Raw genomic sequence first — 20,645 nt, forward strand, 5'->3', positions numbered from 1 at the left:
GTGCCACTGACAGTCCGGCGGACGGCCGTGCGACGGGCAGTCAGCCACTGTCAGTGCCCCCGCCTACCGTCGGTCGCATGGAGGAACGCTGGAGCACCGAACACGTCCTGTCCCTGGCCCCTGACGCCGCGTCGCGGAAGGCCGCGGGCAAGCTGTCCTCGCCCGCGCCCTGGTCCGGGACGGGCACCGACGGCACCGCGCTCTGGGGCGAGTGCCGGGGCAGCGGCCGCACGCCGTACCGCACCGTGGTCGAACTCGCCACGCCCGCCTACCAGTGCAGCTGCCCCAGCCGGAAGTTCCCGTGCAAGCACGCGCTCGGACTCCTCCTGCTGTGGAGCGGCACGCCCGAGGCCGTGCCGTCCGGCGAGCCCGCCGACTGGGCCGCCGAGTGGCTCCAGGCCCGACAGGAGTGCGCCGAGAAGCGCGCCAACGCCCCGGTCGACCCGGAGGCCGCCCGCCGGCGGGCCGAGAAGCGCGCGGCCCGGGTCGCGGCCGGCGCGGCCGAGCTGCGGCTCCGGCTGGCCGACCGGATCCGGCACGGCCTGGCCGACCAGTCCACGGCCGGCCCCTGGGAGGAGGTCGCGGCCCGCATGGTCGACGCCCAGGCCTCCGGACTGGCCACCCGGGTACGGGAGTTGGACGCCCTTCCGGAGGACCGGCTGCTGGAGGAGTACGCGATGCTCCACCTGCTCGCCACCGCCGCCACCCGGGTCGACGAGCTGCCGCCCGAACTGGCCGCCACCGTCCGCGCCCGGGTCGGCTACACCCTGGACGCCGCCGAGGTGCTCGCCGGGCCGACCGTCCGGGACCGCTGGCTGGTGCTCGGCAGCCGCACCACACCGATAGACGGGGGCGCCGACGAACGGCTCACCACCCGCCGGGTCTGGCTGCGCGGCGCCAAGACCGGCCGCCCCGCCCTGCTGCTGGCCTTCGGCCGCCCCGGCCAGGCTCCCGACCTCGCCCTGCCCACCGGCCACCTGCTGGAGGCCGAACTCGCCTACCACCCCGGCGCCCGCCCGCTGCGCGCCGCGCTCGGCACCCGCTACGGGGCCCCCGGGCCCGGCCCGGCCGCCCCGCCCGCCGGGCTCACCGTCGCCGAGGCGGTCGCCGGGTACGGCACCGCGGTGGCCGACGACCCGTGGCTGGACAGCTGGCCGACCGTGCTCGCCGGGATCGTCCCGGTCCGCACCCCGGACGGCTGGCACCTGACGGACGGCCACCACACCGTCCCGGTCCACCCCTCGGCCGTCCCCGAGGCGGCGCTGTGGCGGCTGGCCGCGGTCTCCACCGGCCGCCCGCTGACGGTCTTCGGCGAGTACGGCCACCAGGGCTTCGCCCCGGTCACCGCCTGGACCGCCGAGCACCGCCCGGTCGGCCTCACCACGCTTTAGGAGCACCGACGATGACGATCACCCAGGACCCGTGGGAGACCCTGCGGACCAGCGCCCTGCTCGGCACCGACCGGCGCCCGCTCCCCGCCACCGCGCTGCCGCTCGCCGACGCCGTGGACCGGTCCGACCCGGCCACCGCACTGCTGGAGCTGGCCGCGCTGGCCACCGTCCGCCGCCGGGCCGGCGCCCTGCCCGCACCGGCCGCCGAGCCGCCCGGGCCGCCCGCGCCCGAGGACCGGCGCCCGGAGCTGCCCGAGGCCGCCGCCCGCCGGCTGGCCGTGCTGCTCGCCGGGCGCTCCGGCGGCAGCGGCGGCAGCGGCGGCACCCTGGCCAACCTGGCCGAGCTGCTGCCGCAGTGGCTCGCCACCGCTCGGGCCGAGGGCCTGCGGCCGCCCGCCGCGCTGATACCCGGGCTGCTCGACGCCGCCCGCGCGCGCAGCGAACTGCGGCCCGACGCCGTCGCGTTGGCCGGTCCGCTGGGCCGCTGGCTGGCCGCGCGGAACCCCGACTGGCGCTTCGTGCTGCGCACCAACGCACCCGAGCCGGCCAACACGACCGACCCGGCCGGCGCGACCGACCCGGCCGACCGGGCCGACCACCGGCTGTGGCACGAGGGCCTGTTCGCCGAGCGGGTCACCCACCTCACCCTGCTGCGCCGCCGCGACCCGGCCGCCGGCCTGGAGCTGCTGCGCGGCACCTGGCCGACCGAACGCGCCGAGGACCGGCTGCTCTTCCTGGACGCCCTGCAGGACGGGCTTTCCCCCGCCGACGAACCCTTCCTGGAGGCCGCCCTCGGCGACCGCAGCAAGAACGTCCGCGCCACCGCCGCCGAACTGCTCTCCACCCTGCCCGGCTCCGCACTCGCCCAGCGGATGGCCGAGCGGGCCCGGGCCGCCGTCCGGCTCGCCGGGAGCGGCACCCACCTGCTGGTCACCCCGCCCGCCGAGTGCGACGAACGGATGCAGCGCGACGGCATCACGCCCAAGTCCCCCACCGGGCGCGGCGAACGGGCCTGGTGGTTCGGCGAGGTGGTGGCCGCCGCACCACTGGCGGTCTGGCCGGACAGCACCGGCCTGACGCCGGAGCAGCTGCTCGCGCTGCGGGTCGGCGACAGCGTGGACGAGACCAGCAGCAGCTGGGCCGACGACCTGCGTGAGGCCTGGGCGCGCGCCGCCGTGCGCCAGCACGACGCCGACTGGGCCCGGGCACTGCTCGGCCCGGCCCCCGTCCCGTCGGCCCGGGGCGCCGGCCGGGCCCGCGGCGCGCGGGTCACCGGTGCCCCGGCGAAGCTGCTGGCCGTCCTCCCGGCCGAGGAACGGGCCGCCTGGACGGCCGCCTTCATCGAGGTGCACGGGCTGGGCGAGGCCTTCCAGTTGCTCGGCGCCTGCGCCACCCCGTGGACGCCGCCGCTGTCCACCGCCGTGGTGGCGGCGCTGGCCCGGGCCGCCGACTCCGGCGCGTACCCGTGGAGCCACAGCGGGGTGCTCGGGATGACGGAGCGCGCGCTCTCCCCCGGGACGGCCGCCGCGGTGGAGGAGCTGGCCGCCGGGGCGGCCCCCGACTCGGCCTGGTCGGAGACCTTCGCCCGGCTGGCCGGGACACTGCGCTTCCGGGCCGCGATGCTGAACGAGCTGACGGCGCCGCCGAACTGACCGGTGCCGCCGAACGGGCGGCGCTCCCGAACGGGCGGCGCTCCCGACCCGACAGCGCTCGCGGGTCGGGCACGCCCGAGCGGGCCGGTCCGTACGTACGGACCGGCCCGCTCCGCGCCGAAACTCAGCCGGCCGTCCGCAGGTTGGCCTCGACCCAGGCGACCACGTCCCGGGTGGGCGTGCCCGGGGTGAAGATGTCCGCGACGCCCATCGCCTTGAGCTCGGCGATGTCCTCGTCCGGGATGATCCCGCCGCAGAAGACCTTGATGTCCGCCGCGTCGCGCTCCTTCAGCAGCTCGAGCACCCGCGCGCACAGCGTCATGTGGGCGCCGGAGAGGATCGACAGCCCGATGCCGTCCGCGTCCTCCTGGATCGCGGTGTCGACCACCTGTTCGGGCGTCTGGTGCAGCCCGGTGTAGATGACCTCCATACCGGCGTCGCGCAGGGCGCGCGCGATGACCTTGGCGCCACGGTCGTGACCGTCGAGCCCCGGCTTGGCGACCACCACACGGATCGGCCCCGACACACTCATGACTGCCTCCTGGACCTCGTCGTCCATCATCCGACCGGACCTTGTGGGCCCACGGGTGCGGTTAACGGTCGATAACCAACCAACCTGAGGGGAGATTAGCGCCACCCGGCCCGGTTGGCCGAACCACCTCCCAAGAGGAGGGCAAAGTCACAGCCCCAGGCCTTGCTACCAGTGGGTATGCCCGTCCGGGGACCGTCCGTACCGGCACGGCGCAGACCCCCGTGCGCCCCCTTGACAACCGGCGGTTTTTCCGGGGCGTCGGGCGTGGGACTACAGTCACGGCTGTTTACCTCGCCCGATGACGTGCCCGAGGCCCACCGAGGAGGCAGCCCCTGATGGCTCCCGAAGCAGCCGCCCGCCCGACCCGTGCGGAGCTGCGCCTCGCCGCCCGCGAGCAGTCCCGCGCCCAGCGCCGTGGCGCCGCCAAGGCGGCCACCCGGGCCGCGCTGTTCCGGGTCGCGCTCCCGTCGGTGGCCGCGCTCGGAGTGGCCGGGGCGGCGGGCGTCGCGGTGGTCCAGGAGCAGGCCGACCAGGTGGCACCGCAGGCGTCGGCGGCCGACGCCCCCGACCGAACGGCGGCGCAGCAGGCCGCCCGGCAGGCGGTCGCGGACGCCGGCCAGGCGCAGGCCTCGCGCGGCGACGCCCGTCAGCCGCTGACCGCCGCCCAGCCCGGGGACGGCCAGCCGACCGGCACCCCGACCGCCCAGCCGACCCCCGAACCGGCCAAGCCGACGGTGGTCATGCCGGTCGCCCAGCACGGCCTCGGCGAACTGTTCGGCGCGGCCGGCACCCACTGGGCCAGGCGGCACACCGGCATCGACTTCCCGGTGGACGGCGGCTCCGAGGTCTACGCCGTCACCGACGGGACGCTCCGGACGCAGTGGAACCCGTTCTACGGCTACATGTCGATACTGAAGATGCCGGACGGCACCGAGGCCTGGTACTGCCACCTGCGGGCGTACAAGGTCCGCAAGGGGCCGGTGAAGCAGGGCGACGTGATCGCCTTCGTCGGCAGCAGCGGCAACAGCACCGGCCCGCACCTGCACTTCGAGATCAGGCCCCAGGGCAGCGGTCCGGTCGACCCGCTGCCCTGGTTCCTCTCGAACGGGCTGGACCCGCGCTGAGACCGAACTCCCGCCCGTGGGGCGGGAGTTCGAGGACGGGACCAGGAGCCGCCTCGGCCGGCCAGGCCCTACAGCTTCTCGACCGGCGCGTAGCGCAGCACCAGCCGCTTGCGGCCGGTGCTGCCGAAGTCCACCTCGGCCTGGGCGTTGTCGCCGACGCCCGTCACACCGACCACCGTGCCCAGCCCGAAGGTGTCGTGGGTGACCCGGTCGCCGACGGCCAGCGAGACGACGTCGCGCTCCACGACCTTGCCGCCGCGCCGCACCGACTGCCCCCAGCCGGCCTTCGGCGAGGCCGACCCGGCCGAGGAGGACCGCGAACTCCCGCCCCCGGAGGAGGACTTGCCCCAGGACGAGCCCGACGAGCCGGACGAGCCCGAGGAGAAGCCGCGCTGGACCGGCGCCTGGGCCGCCCCCCTCCGCTTCCAGTCGACCAGCGCCTCCGGGATCTCCTCCAGGAACCGCGAGGCCGGATTGTAGGCCGGCTGCCCCCAGGCGCTGCGCAGCACCGAGCGGGTCAGGTAGAGCCGCTCGCGGGCCCGGGTGAGGCCCACGTACGCGAGCCGGCGCTCCTCCTCCAACTCCTTGACCTGGTTGAGCGCCCGCATGTGCGGGAAGATCCCGTCCTCCATGCCGGTCAGGAAGACCACCGGGAACTCCAGGCCCTTGGCGGTGTGCAGGGTCATCATCGTGATGACGCCCTGCCCCTCCTCGTCGTCGTCCGGGATCTGGTCCGAGTCGGCGACCAGCGCGACCCGCTCCAGGAAGTCGGCCAGCGAGCCGACCGGCGGCGTGCCCTCCTCCCCGGCGTCCGGCCGCTCGCCCGGGTCCTGCTCGTACTCCAGCGCCACCGAGGCGAGTTCCTGGAGGTTCTCCACGCGGGTCTCGTCCTGCGGGTCGGTGGAGGCCTGGAGTTCGGCCAGGTAGCCGGTCTCCTCCAGGACGGCCTCCAGCACCGCGGCCGGGCCCGCGCCCGACTCGACGACCTGGCGCAGCCCGGCCATCAGGGTGTTGAACTTCTTGACCGCGTTGGCCGAGCGCGCGGCCATCCCGTACGCCTCGTCCACCCGGACCAGCGCCTGGGCGAAGGAGATCCGCTCCCGCGCGGCCAGCGCGTCGACCATCGCCTCAGCCCGCTCGCCGATGCCGCGCTTGGGCACGTTGAGGATCCGGCGCAGCGGCACGGTGTCCTCCGGGTTGGAGAGCACCCGCAGGTACGCCAGGACGTCCCGGACCTCCTTGCGCTCGTAGAAGCGCACCCCGCCGACCACCTTGTACGGCAGGCCGACCCGGATGAACACCTCCTCGAACACCCGGGACTGGGCGTTGGTGCGGTAGAAGATCGCGACGTCGCCGGGCTTGGCCTCGCCCTTGTCGGTGAGCCGGTCGATCTCGTCGGCGATGAACTGGGCCTCGCCGTGCTCGTCGTCCGCGACGTAGCCGACGACCTTCTCGCCGTGGTCGCCGGCCGTCCAGAGCTTCTTCTCGCGCCGGTTGGCGTTGCGCTCGATGACGGCGTTGGCGGCGCTCAGGATCGTCTGGCTGGAGCGGTAGTTCTGCTCCAGCAGGATCGTGGTGGCGTTCGGGTAGTCCTCCTCGAACTGGAGGATGTTGCGGATGGTCGCGCCGCGGAAGGCGTAGATCGACTGGTCCGCGTCACCGACCACGCACAGCTCGGCCGGCGGCACCTCGGCGAGGTGCGCGGCGGCCGGGTTCACGAAGTCCCCGTCCGCGGTGCGCTTCGGCGCGGCCGTGACGGATCCCCCGCTCAGCTCCCGGACCAGCATGTACTGGGCGTGGTTGGTGTCCTGGTACTCGTCGACCAGGATGTGCCGGAACCGGCGGCGGTAGTGCTCGGCGACGTCCGGGAAGGCCTGCAGCAGGTTCACCGTCGTCATGATGATGTCGTCGAAGTCGAGCGCGTTGGCCTCGCGCAGCCGCCGCTGGTAGAGCGCGTACGCCTCGGCGAGCTTCTTCTCCATCGGGTTGGCGGCCTGGTCGGCGAAGGTCTCCTCGTCGATCAGCTCGTTCTTCAGGTTGCTGACCTTCGCCGTGAAGGACTTCGGCGGGAACTGCTTCGGGTCCAGGTCGAGGTCGCGGCAGACCAGCGACATCAGCCGCTGCGAGTCGGCCGAGTCGTAGATCGAGAAGCTGGAGGTGAACCCCAGCTGCTTGGACTCGCGGCGCAGGATCCGCACGCAGGCGCTGTGGAAGGTGGACACCCACATCGCCCGGGCACGCGGGCCGACCAGCGCCTCGACGCGCTCGCGCATCTCGCCGGCCGCCTTGTTGGTGAAGGTGATCGCCAGGATCTCGCCCGGCTGCACCCCGCGGGCGCCCAGCAGGTAGGCGATCCGGTGGGTCAGCACCCGGGTCTTGCCGGAGCCGGCGCCGGCCACGATCAGCAGCGGCGCGCCGGCGTGCAGCACCGCCTCGCGCTGCGGGTCGTTCATCCCCTCCAGCAGCTGCGCCGGGTCGATCACCGTACGGGCGGCACCGTTGCGGTACCAGGCGTCCCGCTCCGCGTCGGCGGCGTGGTCGGTGTGGAACAGCCCGTCCGGGATCGCCTCCTCGTACGCGTCGTACGGAACGTCGTCCTCGTACGGCGGGGGCTCCTCGTCGATGGGCGCGCCGGGCTGCTTCGACCCGGCGGCAAGTGCCTCGAAACCGGGGAGCGGAAGGTCGTCAAAGAGGCTACTCATGGCACTCCGAGTCTATGGCCACCCACCGACAAGCCCGCCCGGCCCGGAGAGACCGGACCGGGCGGGCTCGATGCCGGGGGTGATCAGACCAGGCGGCGGGCGGTGGCCCAGCGGGTGAGCTCGTGGCGGTTGCTGAGCTGGAGCTTGCGCAGGACGGCGGAGACGTGGCTCTCCACGGTCTTCACCGAGATGAAGAGCTGCTTGGCGATCTCCTTGTAGGCGTAGCCGCGGGCGATCAGCCGCAGCACCTCGCGTTCGCGCTGGGTGAGGCGGTCCAGGTCCTCGTCCACCGGCGGGGTGTCGGTGGCGGCGAAGGCGTCCAGCACGAAGCCGGCCAGCCGGGGCGAGAAGACGGCGTCGCCGTCGGCGATCCGGAAGATCGCGTCGACCAGGTCGGTGCCGGTGATGGTCTTGGTGACGTAGCCGCGGGCGCCGCCGCGGATCACGCCGATGACGTCCTCGGCGGCGTCCGAGACGGACAGCGCCAGGAACTTCACCCCGCCCTGCTCGCCCATCACCCCGACCGAGCGGCGCAGCACCTCGACGCCGCCGCCGCCGGGCAGGTGGACGTCGAGCAGCACCACGTCGGGCCGGGTCTCGGCGACCACGCGGACCGCCGAGTCCACGTCGTCGGCCTCCCCCACCACATCGATGCCGGTCACGTCGGTGCGGCCGATCTCGGCCCGGACCCCCGTGCGGAACATCCGGTGGTCGTCCACCAGGACGACCCTGGCCGTACGCTCCGGCGCTGCCTCAGTCATGCGTTCTCTCCATCTCCAGCTCGACCTCGGTGCCGCCGCCCGCCGCCGGCCGCACCCGAGCGGTGCCGCCGTAGCGCTTCATCCGGCCGATGATCGACTCCCGTACGCCCATCCGGTCCTCGGGCACCGTGTCGGGGTCGAAGCCGGGTCCGTGGTCGCGGATGAACACCGACACCGTCCTCCCCTCCACCTCGGCGTAGACCTGGACCGGTCCCCCGCCACCGTACTTGGCCGCGTTGACGGTCGCCTCCCTCGCGGCCTGGATCTGTGCCGCGATCCTCTCGTCCATCGGGCAGTCGCCGACGATCACCAGCTCGACCGGGACGCCGTGCCGGTCCTCGACCTCGGCGACGGCGGCCCGCAGGGTCTCCGCCATGGTGTCCGGCGCGGCCTCGGCGGCGGCCTCCGGGCGGTACAGCCACAGCCGCAGCTCGCGCTCCTGGGAGCGGGCCAGCCGCAGCACCTCCTTGGGGTCCTCGGCCCGGCGCTGGATCAGGGTGAGGGTGTGCAGCACCGAGTCGTGGATGTGGGCGGCGATCTCGGCCCGCTCCTGGGCGCGGATGCGGGCGGTGCGCTCGGCGCCGAGGTCCTGCCAGAGCCGCAGGCCGTACGGGCCGAGCAGCACCAGCACCCCGGCGAGCACCGCGAGCGAGGCCTCGATGACCGAGCCGAGGGTGGAGCCGCTGCCCTGCATGGCGAGCAGCGCGATGGTGCCGACCACCGCGAGCAGCACGCCCGCGCCGACCCGGGTGTAGGCGCTGCGCCGCTTCTCGCCCTCCTCGATGCCGAACCAGCGCTGCCAGCGCGAGTCGTCGGCCTGCCGCCAGACCAGCGCCACGCCGACGCCGATCGCCAGCAGCGGCCAGGTGTACGGCTTGGCGGTCTGCCAACCGAGCACGTTCAGCAGGGCGATCAGGCCGATCACGACCATGACCAGGGCGGCGAGCTGGCCGATGCCGCCCTGCCCGCCCTTGCCGGCGGGCCGGGTCTCGGCCCCGCCCTCGGCGGCGGTCACGGCGACCGGCTCGCCCTGGAGCGCGTGCTGGAGCAGTTCGCGCAGCCGCCCGACCCAGCCGCCCCCGCCCGACTTGGTCAGCGGGGTGCCCGGCCGCAGCCAGGGCGAGGTCGGGACGTAGACGCCGTTGACGTTCACCCAGTGGGTGCCGCCGCGCTGCGAGGGCTCGCCGATGCCGATCGGCACCACGAACCAGAACGCCGCGTACAGCAGCGCGCCGATGCCCTGCGCGAAGAACAGCAGGACGAAGGCCAGCCGGACCCAGCGGACCGGCAGCCCGAGGTGCACCGCCAGGCCGTGCGCGACGCCGCCGAGCATCCGCCCCTGCGGGCTGCGGTACAGCCGCCGGTAGGGCGGCCGCCCGCCGTCGGGCGCGGTCGGGTCGGCGCCGGCCGACGCGGCGGCGTCGGAGGCGAGGGGTCGGGGATCGGTACCGGGTGCTGCCACGCCACCGATGGTTCCACGCGGGCGGCTCCGGGCGCATCAGGGTGTGTCCCCCAGCCTTATCAGGGACAAGTCAGGGTCCGGACAGGGCCCTACCCGGTTGGGCCGGGCCGCCCCTGCCGGAAGGATGGTGCCCATGACCGAGGACCACATCCAGGAGACCGGGCCCACCGCCCCGCCGGAACCGGAACGCCCCCCGCTGACCAGGACCGAGCACCACCGCGTGGTGGCCGGCGTCTGCGGTGGTCTCGGGCGGCATCTGGACATCGACCCGGTGGTCTTCCGGGTGGTCACCGTGGTGCTCTGCCTCTCCGGCGGCCTCGGCCTCTTCCTGTACGGCCTGGCCTGGCTGATCGTCCCGACCGAGGGCAGCGCCGACGGCCGCCGCGGCGGGCGCACCGAGCTCCAGCGGGTGCTGACCGGCCGGGTCGACGGCCAGTCGATCGGCGCGGTGCTGCTGACCGTGATCGGCACCGGGGTGTTCTTCTCCTCGATGGGCGACGGCGACCAGCTGTTCCCACTGCTGCTGCTCGGCGGCCTGGTCTTCCTGGCGGTGCGCTACGACCCGGAGCGCCGCCGCGGCGGCCGCGGTCGCGAGCGCCGCCGCGGCGGCCCGTACGACCGTCACTTCCCCGAGGCCGAGGGCCACGGCTGGGCGCAGGACGAGGACGCCACGGCCCGGCACGCCGCCGGCCAGGCCGCCGGAACCGTCCCCGCCGACTCCCCCGCCCCCGGCCCGAGCGGCTACCTGTGGGACCCTCGCCACCCCGAGCGCAACCCGTACGGCGCCACCGACACCGGCGCGGGCCCGAAGGTGCCGCCGCCCGGCGGCCCGACACCGGCCTGGTGGCAGCGCACCGACCTGCCGGAGGGCGACCCGCTGCGCAAGGAGCGCCCGGAGCGCCGCCGCGAGCCGGCCGCCGTACGGCACCCCCGGGAGCGCTCACCGCTCGGCTTCGTCGGCTTCCTGCTGGCGATCGGCGCGGCCACCGCGGTCTGGTCCGCCTCGGCCGGCCACACCGACGTCACCAAGCTGAGCACCGTCGTACTGGCCACCGGGCTGCTGGTGATCGGCCTGACGCTGCTGCTCGCCGCGAAGTTCGGCAAGGCCCGTAAGCTCGCGGTGCTGGGCCTGCTGACCACCCTGGCGCTGGCCTTCGCCGGCCACTCGCCGCACACCGTGCAGGACGCCGTCGGCGACCGCTCCTGGACGGTCACCGCGGCCGCCGACCTGAAGGACCGCTACAACCTGGGGGCCGGCAACGTCCGGCTGGACCTCTCCCACCTCGACCCGGCCGGGAGCACCCTCGCCACCAAGGTCGACCTCGGCGCCGGCGAGCTGGTCGTCACCGTGCCGGCGGACGTCACGGTGGACCTGGTGGCCCGGGTCGGCCTGGGCAACGTCACCGTGCCGGGCGACCGCAACGACGGCACCGGGCGGCACGTCTACCAGCTCGGCCCGGTGGACGGTCAGCCGTCCAAGGGCACCCTCGATCTCCAACTCGGCATCGGCATCGGCGACATCAAGGTGGTCCAGCAGTGAGGAAGCACCGGCTCGACCTGTTCTCGCTGATCGCGGGCAGCCTGTTCACCGCGATCGCCGTCAGCTACCTGGTGGCGGCCCTCGACGGCGAGACGGTGAACGGACGGATCGTCGTCCCGGTCACCTTCATCGTGCTCGGCGTCGGCGGCCTGGCCGGCGCGGTGGCCGCGGTGGCCCGGCGCGGCAGGCCGGACCGCGACGAGTAGCGCCCGTACGGTCAGCTCTGCTGCGGGCCCAGGGTCAGCTTGTCGCCGTCCTTGCTGACGCCGTACCGGGGCAGCGGCTTGACCGCCGGCCCGTTGACCACCGCGCCGGTCGCGGCGTCGAACCGGGAGCCGTGGCAGGGGCAGTACAGCTGGCCGTTCTTCGGGGCGTCCACCGCGCAGCCGGAGTGGGTGCACACCGCGGAGAAGGCGCAGTACTGGCCGGCCTTGGGCTGCACGATGTAGACGGCGTCCCCGGTGGCCGGGTCCTTGACCTGGGCCGAGCCGCCGACCGGCACGCTCGCCGCGGCGACCGTGGGGGCGGGCGCGGCGGCGGGCGCGGTGCCGCTGGGCGCCGGGGCCGCGGACTGCTTGGACGCGGCCGACTTGTCCCGGCCGAAGGTGCGGGTGAGCGAGCCGCTCAGCAGCCCGGCGCCGCCGATGGCGACCGCCGCGATCCCGCCGTCCACCAGCGCCCGGCGCCTGACGTGCGCCTCGGTCAGCCCCCGCTCGCGGTCCCGCCCGGCCCGGCGGGCGAGGTAGCCGTCCACCGACAGGTACGGCGTGCCGGCCAGCAGCAGCGGGGTCCAGGCCATCAGGTAGCCGAGGTCGTTGCCGAGGTAGTACGGCGAGACGCTCCAGCTGACGGTCAGCCACAGACTCAGGTTGATCAGCGCGCCGCCGAGCGCCGCGACCCGGCCCCAGAGGCCGAGCAGGGTGCCGAGGCCGACGGCCAGCTCGCCGAAGGCGATGGCCAGCGCGGACAGGGTGGGCGCGTCCAGCGCGGGCCCGAGCAGGAAGCCGATCGGGCTGCCGCCGGCCTTGGCGGCCTGGGTCTGCGAGACGAAGGAGGCCGGGTCGCCCGCGCCGGCCAGGAAGTGCGCGTCGGAGAGCTTGTCCAGGGCGGCGTAGACGAAGGTGACGCCGAGGAACAGCCGCAGCGGCAGCAGCGCGTACCGGGACGCGAACGCCCGCCGTTGCGCCGCCCGGTCGGCCCGGCCGGACGCTCCTCCGGCGACCGCCTCGGAGTTGCTGACCTCCGACATCCGTCACACCTTCCCTCACGGCCTGCCACTACCTGACAGGTCCGGTCCGCATTCTGCCCGCTCCTGCACGCTTTCGGTGGGACATACCGACGCGGGGGGCCGCGAACGGCTGCGCCGCCGTTCCCTCCAGTACGGGAACGACGGCGCGGCTGTTCAGGCTTCGCGGGGAGTGCTCACTCCCACTCGATGGTGCCCGGCGGCTTGCTGGTGACGTCGACGACGACGCGGTTGACGTCGCGGACCTCGTTGGTGATCCGGGTGGAGATCTTCGCCAGCACGTCGTACGGCAGACGGGACCAGTCGGCGGTCATGGCGTCCTCGGACGAGACCGGGCGCAGCACGATCGGGTGACCGTAGGTGCGGCCGTCGCCCTGCACGCCCACGCTGCGCACGTCGGCGAGCAGCACGACCGGGCACTGCCAGATCTCGCGGTCCAGACCGGCCGCGGTGAGCTCCTCGCGGGCGATCGCGTCGGCGTCGCGGAGCAGGTTCAGGCGCTCCTCGGTGACCTCGCCGACGATCCGGATGCCCAGGCCGGGGCCCGGGAACGGCTGGCGCTGGACGATCTCCTCCGGCAGGCCCAGCTCCTGGCCGACCATCCGGACCTCGTCCTTGAACAGCTTGCGCAGCGGCTCGACCAGCTGGAACTGCAGGTCCTCGGGCAGGCCGCCGACGTTGTGGTGGGACTTGATGTTGGCGGTGCCGGTGCCGCCGCCGGACTCCACCACGTCCGGGTACAGGGTGCCCTGGACCAGGAAGTCGACCGACTCGCCGTGGGCGCCGGCCTCGGCGACGATCTCGGCCTGGGCCTGCTCGAAGACCCGGATGAACTCGCGGCCGATGATCTTGCGCTTCTCCTCGGGGTCGGTGACCCCCTTCAGCGCGTTCAGGAAGCGCTCGGCGGCGTCGACGACCTTCAGCTGCACGCCGGTGGCGGCCACGAAGTCCTTCTCGACCTGCTCGGTCTCGCCCTTGCGCATCAGGCCGTGGTCGACGTAGACGCAGGTCAGCTGGTCGCCGATGGCCTTGTTGACCAGGGCGGCGGCGACCGCGGAGTCCACGCCGCCGGACAGGCCGCAGATCGCCCGCTTGGTGCCGACCTGCTCGCGGATCAGGGCGATCTGCTCATCGACCACGCTGCCGGTGGTCCAGGTCGGGGCGATGCCGGCGCCGCGGTAGAGGAAGTGCTCCAGGATCTGCTGGCCGTGGTCGGAGTGCAGCACCTCGGGGTGGTACTGGACGCCGTACAGCCGGGCCTCGTCGTTCTCGAAGGCCGCGACCGGGACCAGCTCGGTGGAGGCGGTGACGCTGAAGCCCGCCGGGGCGGCCGAGCAGGCGTCGCCGTGCGACATCCACACCGAGTGCTGCGCCGGGACACCCTCGAACAGGGTGGAGCCGGTGCGGGAGACGGTCAGCGGGGTGCGGCCGTACTCGCGGGCACCGTTGTTGTCGACGGTGCCGCCCAGCGTCTTCGCCATCAGCTGGAAGCCGTAGCACATGCCGAAGACCGGGACACCGGCCTCGAAGATCGCGCGGTCGAGCTGCGGCGCGCCCTCTTCGTAGACCGACGACGGACCGCCGGAGAGGATGATCGCCTTGGGGTTCTTGGCGAGCATCTCGGCCACCGGCATGCTGCTCGGCACGATCTCGCTGTAGACCCGCGCCTCACGCACCCGACGGGCGATGAGCTGGGCGTACTGGGCGCCGAAGTCGACCACCAGGACGGTGTCGTTGTCCGGCACGGACTGGACGGGAATTGCAGAGGACACAGACGGCCTTCCGGCAGCGGTATCGAGGTGTCGCGCTGAACCGCCTCCCCGGCGGGAGGCAGCGGCGGCGGACGGGTGTGGGTGTCTGGACACCGATTCTACCGGGCTGTCCGGTTTCACTCGTCTGCACGTCCAAAGGACCGTGACCGGTCGGGGTCACGCTTCGTTGCTTCTGACGACCGGACGGCCGCGCCGCGTCCGCCAGACGCGCCGCCGCCGCCCCCGACCGGGGGCACCGCCGTACGGGCAGCAGGACCACGCGTGGAGCTTCACCCCAGTCCACCGGCGCATGTGGCGCCGCCGCCCCGGCCCGCCGGGGAGCGGCGCCGTGGGACCGTGCGCGGGTGCCGCGGCCGGCCAGCAGGGGACAGCGACCCCGGCCGCGACTGGGCCGAGAGGTGGGACGGCCGGTTCCCCGGGGACGCCCGGGGCCGGCCGTCGCACCGCCCTTCGGCCCCCCCTCCGACCCCCTCTGACCCCCCTTCGATCCGGGGCACGCCCCGGGCGCACTCCCCCCTCACCGTCCCGCGCCGCTACGCGCGTCCCCGTGCACCGCAATCCTCCAGGCCACTACGCACCGTGATCATTCGACGCAATGTCGTCCGCAAATGAGCTGTGCCGAACGTGCCGAATCGGTTGCAGAGAAACCCCTCCGTCCACCACGATGCTCGGTGTGACCGGTTCTCCCGGCGGCCGGCAGGTGCGTCGCGGGGGCCCGGACCGAGGTCTCCACGGTCGTCGCACCGAAAGGCGACAGCGGTTTTCACTTCACGCTCCGTGAGCGAGGGCCCGGCGCAGACCTGCCCGCCGGCCCGCCGCCGCACGGAAGCGCGTGCCCCGCTCCCCGGCCACCCACGCCGGCACCGAAGGGGCACGACCCGAGCCAACCGACACGACGGCGCTCCTCCCCCGGCGCCGTCACCTCCAGCACCCGGCGCAGCCCTGACGCCGAGTGCTGAGCGACAAAGGGCCCCGTTCCCCCGCGGGGCCCTTTGCCCTTTCCCGGCCTACGGGTGGTCGCGCCAGACGGTCGGGTCGACCGGCTCCTCCGGCCGCCGCGGCGCGTCCGCGGGCAGCGGCGTCCCCCCGGCGGGGGTCGGCGGCGCCTCGTGCGAGCCGAGCACCTCGCTCACCCCCGCCACCGAGGGCGCCTCGGCCGGCGGCGGTGCGGCGTACGGCCCGGGGCCCTGCGGCGGCACCGCCCCGTACGGAGCCGCCCCGTGCGGAGCCGCCCCGTACGGCGCCGTGGCACCCCGGCCGCCGCGTGCCGCGAACGCCGCCGGCACCAGCACCGCGCCGGCCACCGCCCAGACCGCGTTGGCCACCAGCACGCTGAGGAACACCAGGCCGACCGAGTTCTCCTCGGACAGCTCCGAGCGGACGGAGGTGGTCCAGCCCGCCATCGTCATCGTCCTGGTCATCACGGCACCGGCCACCACCATCAGCAGGGTCAGCACCACCGTGTACACGGCTGCCAGGCGCCACCGGTCGGCCGCGTCCAGCTGTCGCCGGTGCGCCGCCCAGCCGAGCAGCAGCGCCGCGCCCACCGCCGCCACGCCGCACCAGCGCCAGTCGGCGGACAGGTCGTGCAGATCGAAGAAGGAGAGGTCCAGCCCGGTGCGCTGGTTGCCCCAGGTCGTGCCGGCGCTGGTCATCCTGACGTGTGCCGAGAACGTCGCCCCCGAGCCGAAGCCGAGCAGCTGGAGCCCGAGGTTGGGCAGGAAGGCCAGCGAGACCGCGGTCGTCGCACCGCTCCCGGCGTTCACCGCGACCAGCACGAAGGCCGCCGCCGACGCCAGGGCCACCGACAGCGCCAGCGCCCGGCCGGCCGTCAGCGCGGCCACCGCCCAGCCGCGCACCGACCGGCTGCGCCAGGCGGCCCAGCGCAGCGCGTCGGTGCCGTAGACGGCGAAGGCCAGCAGGAAGGCCAGCAGGGCGGTCCAGCCGACCGCCTCCAGCCAGGTGGTGCCGGCGGTGACGGTCATCCCCCGGTACTCGGAGAAGTCCGGGTAGGCGGGGTAGCCGCCGGACCGCACCGGGTGCCAGTCGGTGCCCCCGATCAGGCCGAGCAGCAGGGTGACGGCGGCCAGCACCACGGCACTGCGCAGCGCCTCACCGACGGCCTGGGCCCGGGTGAGCTGGGTGCCGTCGGCCTTGCGCCGGCGCAGCCCGGCCCGCAGACCGAGCCAGAGCGCCAGCCCCCAGAACACGGTGACGGTCAGCGGCAGGACCCGGAAGGTGAGCTCCATGCCGTCCTGGAGGGCGCGGCCGGACGAGTCCGGGCTCCCGCTGATCCGGAACGGCGCGCCGAGCGCGTTCAGCGCCATCGCCAGCGCCGCACCGAAGCGGTCGCCGAACTCGGGCGCGGCGTAGGCGCCGTCGTAGCCGTAGTCGCCCGGGACGGCCGCGATCAGCGCGGCCGCCAGCAGGACGAGGGTCGGCCCGATGGCCGCCACCAGCGCGGGGCGCCAGTTCGAACCGGCCAGCCAGCGCAGCACGGGCGACTGGACGGTCCTCGGATAGTACGGCTGCCCCGCGCCCCAACTGCCCACCCTCGGCAGGCCGCCGGGCGGCGGCGGGTAGGACCCGGCCGGCGAGGTCGGCGGGGCCGACGGGGTCGGCGGCGGCCCGTACCCCGGGGGTGGCGGCGGTACGACGGCCGGCGGGGGCGGCGGCGGGGGTGCCAGCGGCCGTCCGCACGAGCCGCAGGCGGACGCCCCCTCCACCGAAGTCGCGCCGCACGATGCGCAGTTGGCCATGGACCGGATTCCCCCCGCTCGACGAGTTCCTGGTCCCCCAGGGAGCCCGTTTATCCCATCGGATCCGAACGGATGTCAACCACGAAGCGAGGCAGGCGGGTTGACCGCCAGGGCCGGGTCAGTCGCGCTTCTTCGGGACCTCCGGGACGGGCAGCAGCGGCAGTCGCAGCGCACCGAACGCGCCCTCCGGCACGGCCGGTCGCACCGGCGCGACCGGGTCGACCCGGCGGTAGTCCCCGCCCTGGTCCGGGCGCCGGTCCGGCTCGCCCTTGTTGGGCCACATCGACATCGCGCGCTCGGCCTGCGCGGTGATGGTGAGCGAGGGGTTGACGCCGAGGTTGGCGGAGACGGCCGCGCCGTCCACCACGCTGATCCCGGGGTGGCCGTAGAGCCGGTGGTACGGGTCGACCACGCCGGTCTCGGGGGCGTCGCCGATCGGGCAGCCGCCGAGGAAGTGCGCGGTCATCGGGATGTCGAAGATCTCGCCGACGGTGCTGCCGGGGAAGCCGTTGATCTCGTCGGCCAGCGCCTGGGCGCCCCGCTCGGCGGCCGGGATCCAGGTCGGGTTGGGCTCGCCGTGACCCTGGCCGGAGGTGAGCCGGGGCTTGCCGAGCGGGCCCTTCTTGAGCGAGACGGTGATCGAGTTGTCCAGCGACTGCATCACCAGGCCGATGATCGTCTTCTCGGACCAGCCGCGCTGGTTCATCGACCGGCCGAAGGTCACCGGGTGGAGCACCGAGTTGCCCAGGTAGCGCAGCCAGCGCGGGGCCTTCCCGCCGCCCTTGACCTGGGCGATCGACAGCGCGCCCATCGCGTTGGAGCCCTTGCCGTAGCGGACCGGCTCGATATGGGTGTTCGCGTCCGGGTGGATCGACGAGGTGATCGCGACGCCCTTGGTGAAGTCCGCCTTGGCGCCGTAGCGCCGGTCGGTGGTCTGCGCGCCCACCAGCGCCTCGGAGTTGGTGCGGGTCAGCTCGCCGAGCCGCTCGGAGATCCGGGGCAGGTGGCCGGCAGCGCGCATCCGGTGCAGCAGCGACTGGGTGCCGTAGGTGCCGGCCGCGACCACCACCCGGGCGGCGGTGATGGTCCGGGCGCCCGCCTTGACCCGGTCGGTCTTCGACCGGGAGTCGGTGCGCCGCACGTCCACCGCGAAGCCACGATTCCCGTCGGCCGCGCCGTACTCCCGGATCCGGGCCACGGTGGTCAGCGGGTGGATCTCCGCGCCGCCCCGCTCGGCCAGGTACAGGTAGTTCTCGGTGAGCATGTTCTTGGCGCCGTGCCGGCAGCCGGTCATGCACTCGCCGCACTCCACACAGGCCTTGCGGGCCGGGCCGGCGCCGCCGAAGTACGGGTCGGCGACCTCCTCGCCGGGCGCGGCCTTGGCGGTGCCTCCCCCGGACTCCGTCCGGGAGGCGCCCCCAGCGTCCTTTCCGTCTCCGAAGAAGACCCCGACCGGCGCCATGTGGAAGGTGTCCCCGACGCCCATCTTCTCGGCCGCCGCCTTGAGGTGGACGTCGGACGGCGTGACGGTCGGGTTCAGCCGGACCCCGAGCATCCGCTGCGCCTGGTCGTAGAACGGCGCCAACTCCGCCTGCCAGTCGGTGATGTGGCACCACTGGCGGTCCTCGAAGAAGGCCTTCGGCGGCACGTACAGGGTGTTGGCGTAGTTCAGCGAGCCGCCGCCGACCCCGGCGCCGGCCAGGATCAGCACATTGGCCAGCAGGTGGATCCGCTGGATGCCGTACAGCCCGAGCTGCGGCGCCCACAGGTAGTTCGACAGGTCCCAGGAGTTGCGGGGCAGCTCGTCCCGCTCGAAGCGCCGCCCGGCCTCCAGGACGGCGACCCGGTAACCCTTCTCGGTCAGCCGCAGCGCCGCGACCGAACCGCCGAAGCCGGAGCCGACCACGACCACGTCGTAGTCGAACTCCGCCGCACCGCCGGACTCCACCATCTGCCACTGCTCCTCGGGGGTCGAACCTGTCGGGAAGGAAAGCGGGTCGGCGCCGCGTACGGCGCGGCGACCTACTTGAAGCGCAGCGCCTTGAGCGCCCGCAGCCCGCCGGTCATCACGGCGGCGAACTGCTTGTCGTCCAGCCCGAACGACGGGGCGATCGGCATCAGCCGCTGGGTCGCGATGGTCTGCGCCTCGGTGAAGCGCAGGATCCCCTCGGCGCCGTGCCGCCGGCCCAGCCCCGAGTCGCCCATGCCGCCCATCGGCGCGCCGACCGAGCCGTACGCGGCCGCGTAGGCCTCGTTGACGTTGACCGTCCCGGTGCGCAGCCGGGACGCGACCGCCCGGCCGCGCCGCGGGTTCCTCGTCCAGACGCTGGAGTTCAGGCCGTAGGGCGTGGAGTTGGCGGCGGCCACCGCCTCCTCCTCGGTGTCGAAGCGGTAGACCGAGACGACCGGGCCGAAGGTCTCCTCGCCGCAGACCGCCATCTCCGGGGTCACCCCGTCCAGGACGGTCGGCTCGTAGAAGTACGGGCCGAGGTCGGGCCGGGCCCGCCCCCCGGTGAGCACGGTGGCGCCGGCCTTGACCGCCTCCGCCACGTGCCGGGTGGTGGTGTCCAGCTGCCGGGCGGAGACCAGCGAGCCCATGTCGGCGCCGTAGGCCAGGCCGCCGCCCAGGCGCAGCGCCCGGGTGCGGGCGACGAAGAGCTCCAGGAAGCGGTCGGCCACCGAGCGGTGCACCAGCAGCCGTTCGATCGAGATGCACAGCTGCCCGGCCGTGGAGAAGCAGGCCCGGACGGCGCCGGCGGCGGCCGCCTCGAGGTCGGCGTCGGAGAGCACCAGCATGGCGTTCTTGCCGCCGAGTTCGAGCGAGGCGCCGACCAGCCGGGCGGCGGCCCGCTGGGCGACCTCGCGGCCGGTGCGGGTGGAGCCGGTGAAGGAGACGTAGTCGGCGTGCTCCACCACGGCGGGGCCGATCACCGGGCCGTCGCCGATCACGACCTGCCACAGGTCGGCCGGCAGCCCGGCCTCGATCAGGAGTTCACGGGCCCACAGTCCGGTCAGCGCGGTCTGGGTGTCGGGCTTGTTGACCACCGCGTTGCCGGCCACGAAGGCGGGCAGCAGGTCGCCGATGCACAGCTCCAGCGGGTAGTTCCACGGCGAGATGTGGCCGATCACGCCCTTGGGGCGGCGGGCCTCCACGGTGTGGGTGAGCACCGGCAGCGCACCGCCGCGGCGCCGGTCCTTCAGATAGCCCTGCGCGGCGCGCCCGTAGTGCCGGGCGGCCATGGCGACGGCCAGCACCTCCTCGAAGGCGTGCAGCCGGGCCTTGCCGGTCTCGGCCTGGACCAGGTCCAGCGCCTCGTCCTGCCGCTTGAGCAGCAGGTCGTGGAAGCGCAGCAGCACGGCGGCCCGACGGCGCACCGGCAGTGCGGCCCAGGCGGCCTGGGCACGGCGGGCCAGCTGGAAGGCGACCTCGACGTCGGCCGGGGTGGACTGCGGCAGAGCGGCCAGCCGCTCACCGGTCAGCGGGGCGACGGTCTCCACCACACTGGGCTCGCCGGTGGCGGTGACCCCGGCGGCCAGCCGCTCGACCAGGGAGCGCGGGACGGCGGTCGCGACGGTCCGGCCGCCGCCGGGGGCGGCCGGGTTGCCGTCCACGAGGGCGGCGCCGGGGTGTTCGGTGGCCACTGCGTCTGCTGTGAGGTCCGACATACGGCGCAGCCTAGGCCTTCGGCGGCCGGTGCGGTACC

Annotated in this window: 14 protein-coding genes; 5 read left to right on the forward strand and 9 right to left on the reverse strand. The window is 74.4% G+C overall.

Annotation, left to right across the window (positions count from 1 at the left end):
- The first annotated feature begins 77 nt into the window (after positions 1–77).
- Positions 78–1,391 (forward strand): SWIM zinc finger family protein, encoded by a 1,314-nt coding sequence (locus ACZ3YL_RS29695; protein ID WP_465660424.1) that lies wholly within the window; start codon positions 78–80, stop codon positions 1,389–1,391.
- 11 nt (positions 1,392–1,402) lie between these two features.
- The gene (locus ACZ3YL_RS29700; protein ID WP_465660425.1) at positions 1,403–3,043 is read left to right on the forward strand and encodes a DUF5691 domain-containing protein; all 1,641 of its coding nucleotides are present in this window, start codon (positions 1,403–1,405) and stop codon (positions 3,041–3,043) included.
- 124 nt (positions 3,044–3,167) lie between these two features.
- Here ACZ3YL_RS29700 and ACZ3YL_RS29705 read toward each other — a convergent pair whose 3' ends face one another.
- The gene (locus tag ACZ3YL_RS29705; protein WP_188307980.1) at positions 3,168–3,575 is read right to left on the reverse strand and encodes a cobalamin B12-binding domain-containing protein; all 408 of its coding nucleotides are present in this window, start codon (positions 3,573–3,575) and stop codon (positions 3,168–3,170) included.
- Positions 3,576–3,910: 335 nt separating this feature from the next.
- Between ACZ3YL_RS29705 and ACZ3YL_RS29710 the strand changes: the two genes are divergently transcribed.
- On the forward strand, positions 3,911–4,699 hold the full coding sequence (locus ACZ3YL_RS29710; protein WP_465660426.1) for a M23 family metallopeptidase: 789 nt from the start codon (positions 3,911–3,913) through the stop codon (positions 4,697–4,699).
- A gap of 68 nt (positions 4,700–4,767) precedes the next feature.
- On the opposite strand, the gene pcrA is transcribed toward ACZ3YL_RS29710, so the two are convergent.
- From pcrA to ACZ3YL_RS29725, 3 genes are all read right to left on the reverse strand, one after another.
- Positions 4,768–7,401 (reverse strand): DNA helicase PcrA, encoded by a 2,634-nt coding sequence (gene pcrA / locus ACZ3YL_RS29715; protein WP_465660427.1) that lies wholly within the window; start codon positions 7,399–7,401, stop codon positions 4,768–4,770.
- A gap of 83 nt (positions 7,402–7,484) precedes the next feature.
- Positions 7,485–8,162, reverse strand: a complete 678-nt coding sequence (locus ACZ3YL_RS29720; protein WP_188306707.1) for a LuxR C-terminal-related transcriptional regulator — start codon at positions 8,160–8,162, stop codon at positions 7,485–7,487.
- Entirely contained in the window at positions 8,155–9,495 is a 1,341-nt protein-coding gene (locus tag ACZ3YL_RS29725) for an ATP-binding protein (RefSeq protein WP_411293015.1), read from the reverse strand. The genes ACZ3YL_RS29720 and ACZ3YL_RS29725 overlap by 8 nt, the downstream gene beginning before the upstream one ends.
- Positions 9,496–9,757: 262 nt before the next feature.
- Here ACZ3YL_RS29725 and ACZ3YL_RS29730 point away from each other — a divergent pair, with 262 nt between their 5' ends.
- Both ACZ3YL_RS29730 and ACZ3YL_RS29735 read left to right on the forward strand, forming a co-directional pair.
- Complete coding sequence (locus tag ACZ3YL_RS29730) at positions 9,758–11,164, forward strand: PspC domain-containing protein (protein ID WP_188306705.1); 1,407 nt, start codon at positions 9,758–9,760, stop codon at positions 11,162–11,164.
- Positions 11,161–11,370, forward strand: a complete 210-nt coding sequence (locus tag ACZ3YL_RS29735; protein ID WP_188306704.1) for a hypothetical protein — start codon at positions 11,161–11,163, stop codon at positions 11,368–11,370. Before ACZ3YL_RS29730 ends, ACZ3YL_RS29735 begins: the two co-directional genes overlap by 4 nt.
- An 11-nt stretch (positions 11,371–11,381) precedes the next feature.
- Here the strand turns inward: ACZ3YL_RS29735 and ACZ3YL_RS29740 are convergent, their stop codons facing one another.
- The 5 genes from ACZ3YL_RS29740 to ACZ3YL_RS29760 all read right to left on the reverse strand — a co-directional run bounded on the left by ACZ3YL_RS29740 (position 11,382) and on the right by ACZ3YL_RS29760 (position 20,607).
- A complete protein-coding gene (locus ACZ3YL_RS29740) occupies positions 11,382–12,413 on the reverse strand; it encodes a Rieske 2Fe-2S domain-containing protein (protein WP_465660428.1) in 1,032 nt (343 codons plus the stop codon).
- 173 nt (positions 12,414–12,586) lie between these two features.
- On the reverse strand, positions 12,587–14,155 hold the full coding sequence (gene guaA / locus ACZ3YL_RS29745) for a glutamine-hydrolyzing GMP synthase (protein ID WP_411293053.1): 1,569 nt from the start codon (positions 14,153–14,155) through the stop codon (positions 12,587–12,589).
- Positions 14,156–15,189: 1,034 nt separating this feature from the next.
- Positions 15,190–16,680 (reverse strand): hypothetical protein, encoded by a 1,491-nt coding sequence (locus ACZ3YL_RS29750; protein ID WP_465660429.1) that lies wholly within the window; start codon positions 16,678–16,680, stop codon positions 15,190–15,192.
- Between the two features lie 379 nt (positions 16,681–17,059).
- A complete protein-coding gene (locus tag ACZ3YL_RS29755) occupies positions 17,060–18,892 on the reverse strand; it encodes a GMC oxidoreductase (RefSeq protein ID WP_465660430.1) in 1,833 nt (610 codons plus the stop codon).
- Between the two features lie 71 nt (positions 18,893–18,963).
- Positions 18,964–20,607 carry a succinic semialdehyde dehydrogenase gene (locus tag ACZ3YL_RS29760; protein ID WP_465660431.1) on the reverse strand — a complete coding sequence of 548 codons (1,644 nt, stop codon included), beginning with the start codon at positions 20,605–20,607 and terminating at the stop codon, positions 18,964–18,966.
- Positions 20,608–20,645 lie beyond the last annotated feature (38 nt).

It is taken from the genome of Kitasatospora sp. NPDC023176 (assembly GCF_055560495.1).

Bases quoted from the DNA above. Each gene is read 5' to 3' on its own strand.
- ACZ3YL_RS29695 (WP_465660424.1), top strand. From the start codon at position 78: ATGGAGGAACGCTGGAGCACCGAACACGTCCTGTCCCTGGCCCCTGAC.
- ACZ3YL_RS29700 (WP_465660425.1), top strand. From the start codon at position 1,403: ATGACGATCACCCAGGACCCGTGGGAGACCCTGCGGACCAGCGCCCTG.
- ACZ3YL_RS29705 (WP_188307980.1), bottom strand. From the start codon at position 3,575: ATGAGTGTGTCGGGGCCGATCCGTGTGGTGGTCGCCAAGCCGGGGCTC.
- ACZ3YL_RS29710 (WP_465660426.1), top strand. From the start codon at position 3,911: ATGGCTCCCGAAGCAGCCGCCCGCCCGACCCGTGCGGAGCTGCGCCTC.
- pcrA (WP_465660427.1), bottom strand. From the start codon at position 7,401: ATGAGTAGCCTCTTTGACGACCTTCCGCTCCCCGGTTTCGAGGCACTT.
- ACZ3YL_RS29720 (WP_188306707.1), bottom strand. From the start codon at position 8,162: ATGACTGAGGCAGCGCCGGAGCGTACGGCCAGGGTCGTCCTGGTGGAC.
- ACZ3YL_RS29725 (WP_411293015.1), bottom strand. From the start codon at position 9,495: ATGCTCGGCGGCGTCGCGCACGGCCTGGCGGTGCACCTCGGGCTGCCG.
- ACZ3YL_RS29730 (WP_188306705.1), top strand. From the start codon at position 9,758: ATGACCGAGGACCACATCCAGGAGACCGGGCCCACCGCCCCGCCGGAA.
- ACZ3YL_RS29740 (WP_465660428.1), bottom strand. From the start codon at position 12,413: ATGTCGGAGGTCAGCAACTCCGAGGCGGTCGCCGGAGGAGCGTCCGGC.
- ACZ3YL_RS29755 (WP_465660430.1), bottom strand. From the start codon at position 18,892: ATGGTGGAGTCCGGCGGTGCGGCGGAGTTCGACTACGACGTGGTCGTG.
- ACZ3YL_RS29760 (WP_465660431.1), bottom strand. From the start codon at position 20,607: ATGTCGGACCTCACAGCAGACGCAGTGGCCACCGAACACCCCGGCGCC.